This window comes from Acinetobacter sp. UBA2063 (assembly GCF_002333245.1).
Lineage (GTDB): Bacteria > Pseudomonadota > Gammaproteobacteria > Pseudomonadales > Moraxellaceae > Acinetobacter > Acinetobacter parvus.
Window position 1 is genome coordinate 532 of record NZ_DDAH01000015.1, and the last position, 5,714, is coordinate 6,245.

Genomic DNA, 5,714 nt, shown 5'->3' on the forward strand with positions numbered 1-5,714 from the left:
AACTGGTTATTTTGATAGATCGACACCGTTGCCAAGTTCATGACCTGGGTTAAAGGAGCAGTCAAATGCTGTTCATTTAATTCAATGTTGATATGGGTATTGGTGGTTTGCAGTGGTTCAACTGTGCTGACCTGCTGGTTTGCATCAACCAGATGGATGCGCTGAGTCAACAAATCAAAACTATTCAAGTCAATTGGTGTTGCTTGATCATATAGCGATGTCGTCACAATAGTTGGTTGCTTGGTTTCGACCTTAAACATTTTTAGGGTCGATTTACTCACAGGCAGTTCAGCAATCAGTCTTTGCTTTGGAATCACTTCCTCATCACGGGTATAGGTGTAAGCCAGGTCCATTAATTTATGTGCAACTTCGGCACGTTTCACCGCACTGGGTGTACCCAACACCACTACAATTAAACGGCGTTTAGCAACATGTGGATTAAAAGTCGGACGTTCCGCAGTCAAGGCCAGATTATAGCCAGCAGCCTTAGTATAGCCTGTTTTTAAACCATCTGCCGTAGGGTCAAGCTTTAAGGCAAAATTGGTGGCATGGTGAAAACGCTGGTTATAGCTAAAGCTTGGCATTTTTGAATAATGCAGATAGTCAGGGGTTTGCGTGACGATAGCCTGAGCCAGCACACCTAAATCTGCCGCAGTTGAATAATGGTCAGGCATGCTGATGCCAGCAGGATTGCTGAAATGGGTATCTTTCATTCCCAAGGCCTGTGCTTCACGATTCATGCGCGCAACAAACTCGGGTACGCTGCCTGAAATCTTTTCGGCAAGCGTGACAGCCGCATCATTGGCAGACATCACAATTAAACCTGCGAGGAGCTGGTCAATTGAAATCTGCTCACCCGCTTTCAGGTACATTTGCGATTCATCCCACATCACGGTACTCACCACAGGCGTAGCGGTCAGTACCTCTTCCTTACGCAATTTTCCAGCTTCAATTTCCTTGAGGGTAATGTAGGCCACCATCATTTTGGTCAATGAGGCTGGGGCACGCTGTACGTGGCTATTATGTTCAGCAATGACCTGACCTGACTGGGCATCCATAATTGACCATGCCTGCGCTTCTACCGATTCAGGTGCAATATTCAATAAATTGGCATGGGCGAGATGGGTACAGATGAAGCTAAACAACGTAAATAGGGAGAGGATGAATTTCACGTAAACACCTTGTGCTGCCGATCCAGTGGCATGGAATGCGAAAAAAGCATGCTATGACTTTTTTGTTGAAGAATCTAGCAATTTCTACAGACAATTAAGACATCTGCGCATGACTTTGTAAAAAAATGCTAAGCTATGTGAAGTGAGTCTTATTTTTACGATCTAAGCTATGTTGCACTATCAAATTGAGTTTGACGATTATCGCCAGCACCTTATTCATGTGACCCTGCGCTTCCTGGCCAATCCCAATCAGGAGCTATGGTTGCCGACCTGGATTCCAGGCAGTTACCTGATTCGTGAGTTCTCAAAACATATTGAATCGGTTCAGGCCTCTGATGAAGCTGGGCGTTTACTCAGTATTAAAAAAACCGAGAAAAACCGCTGGCGTTTGTTCAATAACGACCATGAACTGATTACGGTTGAATATGATGTGTATGCCTATGATTTATCGGTGCGTGGGGCGTATGTCGATCAAACCCGTTTGTATGTCAATCCTGCCTGTGTCTGTTTAGGTCTGCAAGATCAGGAACAGTCACCTTGTGAGATTGAAATTTTCCTGCCTGATGAACTCAAGCATTTCCAGATTGCCACGGGGCTGCCAAGTAAAAGTCTGGTCAAGGGACGCTTTACTCTAAAAGCGGAGAATTATGACCAACTGATTGACAGTCCATTTGAGCTGGCTGAACAAAGCCGTTTTAGCTTTCAAGCCAATGGTATTCCACATGAGTTTGTGATTTCAGGCAAGCACAATACCAATTTGGATCGTTTACAGGCAGATATTGAGAAGATTTGTCAGGCTGAAATTAATCTGTTCGGTTCAGCACCATTTCAAAACTATACTTTTATGACCATGGCAACGGGCAATAGTTATGGCGGTCTGGAACATTGCAACAGTACCAGCCTGATCACCCCGCGTGATGACTTGCCCAAAGAGAATGAAGCACAGGAACCTTCCAAAGACTATCAACGTTTTCTGGGCTTATGTAGCCATGAATATTTCCATTCATGGCTGGTGAAATTTATACGCCCTGAAAATTTTGCCCATTATGATTTGCACAAAGAGGGCTACACCAGCTTACTCTGGATATTTGAAGGCTTTACTTCTTATTATGATGACCTGATTTTGCTGCGTAGTGGTGTGATTTCGCAGAAATCCTATCTGGATTTATTAAAGGCGCAGATTGACCGTTATTTGCAAAATCCAGGACGTTTGATCCAGTCTGTTTCGGAATCCAGTTTTGATGCATGGATCAAGTTCTATCGTCAGGATGAAAATTCAAATAATGCAGGAACCAGTTATTACAACAAAGGTAGCTTAGTTGCGCTTTGCTTAGACTTGGGCTTACGTTTACGTGGTTCAAACCTTGATGCCCTGATGCGCCGTTTATATGAAAATACCCAAAAGGGGATTCAGGTCAATGAACGCACCATTTTTGAATTGTGCAATGAATTGACAGGGGATAACTGGATTGAGCAAATCAATCATTTAATCAATACCACCGATGAGTTGCCACTGGACCAGCTCTTGCCTGAGTTTGGTTTAAGTTATAGCCTGAAAAATGATAAGGCGCTGCCATTTGGTTTAAAAACCGTGGATAAGGCTGAGGGTGTGGTGATTCAGCAAGTTCGCCGTGACAGTGCTGCTGCAAAAGCTGGACTGTCTGCCAGTGATGTGATCCTTGCGATTGATGGTATTAAAGCATCAGAAAAACTTCTGGCGAAATATGCAAAACAGCAGGGAGCGTTTACGGTTTATGCTTTCCGCCGTGATGAGCTGTTGCAGTTTGAAATCTCGGGGGGAGAAAATGCACTGACCACTGTTGAGTTAAAAATTGAAGATCAGAATAAACTTGATCGTTGGTTGAAAGTTTAATCCCCCGACCAACGTCATATGTTGTTCATTAAACTTTGTTAGTGTCGTACTCATACTAAGGCACTATATTCATTTGTTTGCGAAATGGTAAATTTAAAGCTGTTATTTAAGCTGAAACCGTTTTGTGTTTGAAAAGCCAAAACTTCATGTGAGGTGGCTAAACATAGCTGCAACCTTTATAGAGTTTTGTAGTATTTTTTTTCGAAATGTCGTTATCACTCGATATTGCGTTGACTGAGATGCGACGAGGGCCGATACTCTCAGTGGTTTTATTTAAGCACATCGGTTCTCAAAGACTGGGCCAAAAGCTTGGTTCTTCACAACTAACATTTAACACAAGGGGCTATATATGGCTGGTGGAAAGTCAAAAATCATTTACACACTGACTGATGAGGCGCCACTACTGGCGACCTACTCTCTACTGCCGATCATTGAGACCTTTACCAAGCCAGCTGGCATTGAGATCGTTAAAAGTGACATCTCTGTAGCCGCGCGCGTGCTCGCAGAATTTTCGGACTACCTACGCGACGAGCAGAAAGTGACCAATAACCTTGCGGAGCTTGGACGTCTCACGCAGGATCCAGATACGAACATCATTAAACTTCCAAATATCAGTGCTTCGGTTGCTCAGTTGGTGGCATGCATCAAGGAACTTCAGTCAAAAGGCTATGCGATTCCTGATTATCCAGAGAATCCAGTGACTGAGGAAGAAAAGGCAATTAAAGACCGCTATGGTAAATGTCTCGGTTCAGCCGTAAACCCAGTGTTGCGTGAAGGGAACTCTGACCGTCGTGCGCCTGCTGCGGTAAAGAACTATGCCAGAAAGCATCCACATTCAATGAGCGAATGGAAACAGTGGTCACAAACCCACGTTTCACACATGGAAGAGGGTGACTTCTATCATGGTGAAAAGTCGATGACACTGGACCATGCACGTAACGTGAAAATGGAATTGATCACCAAAACGGGTGAAACCATTGTCTTGAAGCCAAAAGTGGCGTTGCAGGATGGCGAAATCATCGACTCAATGTTCATGAGCAAAAAAGCGCTGTGTGAATTCTATGAGAAGCAACTGGAAGACTGCCGTGAAGCAGGCATCCTGTTCTCACTGCACGTCAAAGCGACCATGATGAAAGTGTCGCATCCCATCGTGTTTGGTCACTGTGTCAAGATCTACTATAAAGATGCATTTGAAAAACATGGCAAGTTATTTGACGAGTTGGGTATTAACGTCAATAACGGTATGGCAGGCCTGTATGAAAAGATCGCTACCTTGCCAACCTCGCTTCGTGAAGAAATAATTGAAGATTTACACGCCTGTCAGGAGCATCGTCCGCGCTTGGCAATGGTTGACTCCGCCAAAGGCATTGATAACTTCCACTCTCCGAATGACGTGATTGTCGATGCATCCATGCCTGCAATGATTCGTGGTGGTGGTAAAATGTGGGGTGCTGATGGCAAGCCTTACGACTGTAAAGCAGTGATGCCAGAATCAACTTTCGCACGTATCTATCAGGAAATGATCAATTTCTGTAAGTGGAATGGCAACTTTGACCCGAAAACCATGGGGACTGTGCCAAATGTGGGCTTGATGGCACAAAAAGCGGAAGAATACGGTTCACACGACAAGACTTTCGAGATTCCAGAAGCGGGCATTGCCAACATCACTGACCTTGATACAGGTGAAGTGTTGATGTCGCAAAACGTAGAGCAAGGTGATATCTGGCGTATGTGTCAGGTGAAAGATGCGCCGATTCGTGACTGGGTAAAACTTGCGGTGACACGTGCGCGTAGCTCTGGCATGCCAGCGATTTTCTGGCTTGACCCATACCGTCCGCACGAAAATGAACTGATCAAGAAAGTCGAAAAATACCTGAAAGAGCATGATACCGATGGTCTGGATATCCAGATTATGTCTCAGGTGCGTGCAATGCGTTATACGCTTGAGCGTGTGGCGCGTGGTTTAGACACGATTTCCGTGACGGGTAACATCCTGCGTGACTACCTGACTGACTTGTTCCCAATTATGGAACTGGGTACTTCTGCGAAGATGTTGTCTATCGTTCCTTTAATGGCTGGCGGCGGTATGTACGAAACAGGTGCGGGTGGTTCAGCACCAAAACACGTTCAGCAGTTGGTGGAAGAAAACCATTTACGCTGGGATTCACTGGGCGAGTTCCTTGCGCTGGCCGTTTCTCTGGAAGAGCTTGGGATTAAAGAAGATAATGCGCGTGCAAAATTGCTTGCCAAGACTTTAGATCAGGCAACAGGCAAGTTACTGGATAATGACAAGTCTCCATCACGTCGTACTGGTGAGCTTGACAACCGTGGCAGCCATTTCTATTTGGCGTTGTACTGGGCTGAGGCACTTGCTGCACAAGATGAAGATGCTGAGTTAAAGGCGCAGTTCACCCCACTGGCGAAAACACTGGCTGAGAATGAACAGAAGATTGTGGCTGAATTCTCTCAAGTACAGGGCAAAGCGGCTGACATTGGTGGCTACTACGCTGCTGATCCAGCAAAAGTGAATGCGATAATGCGTCCAAGCGAAACATTTAATGCAGCACTTGCCACTGTTTAAATAAGCTAAAGTATTCACCTTCAATATTGAGAAAAAGCTAGTGCTAAGGCACTGGCTTTTTTTATGGGGCTTTGAAGTGGGCTTTATG

Annotated in this window: 3 protein-coding genes; 2 read left to right on the forward strand and 1 reads right to left on the reverse strand. The window is 44.9% G+C overall.

The genetic code is table 11. The features are described 5' to 3' along the window. A partial coding sequence (locus B4H32_RS00655; protein ID WP_286799121.1) for a D-alanyl-D-alanine carboxypeptidase PBP6B occupies positions 1-1,172 on the reverse strand: 1,172 nt, incomplete at its 3' end. Positions 1,173-1,341: 169 nt separating this feature from the next. Between B4H32_RS00655 and B4H32_RS00660 the strand changes: the two genes are divergently transcribed. Both B4H32_RS00660 and B4H32_RS00665 read left to right on the forward strand, forming a co-directional pair. Next, positions 1,342-3,045 (forward strand): M61 family metallopeptidase, encoded by a 1,704-nt coding sequence (locus B4H32_RS00660; RefSeq protein WP_286799122.1) that lies wholly within the window; start codon positions 1,342-1,344, stop codon positions 3,043-3,045. 349 nt (positions 3,046-3,394) lie between these two features. Continuing rightward, entirely contained in the window at positions 3,395-5,626 is a 2,232-nt protein-coding gene (locus B4H32_RS00665; protein WP_286799123.1) for an NADP-dependent isocitrate dehydrogenase, read from the forward strand. Positions 5,627-5,714: the final 88 nt, after the last annotated feature.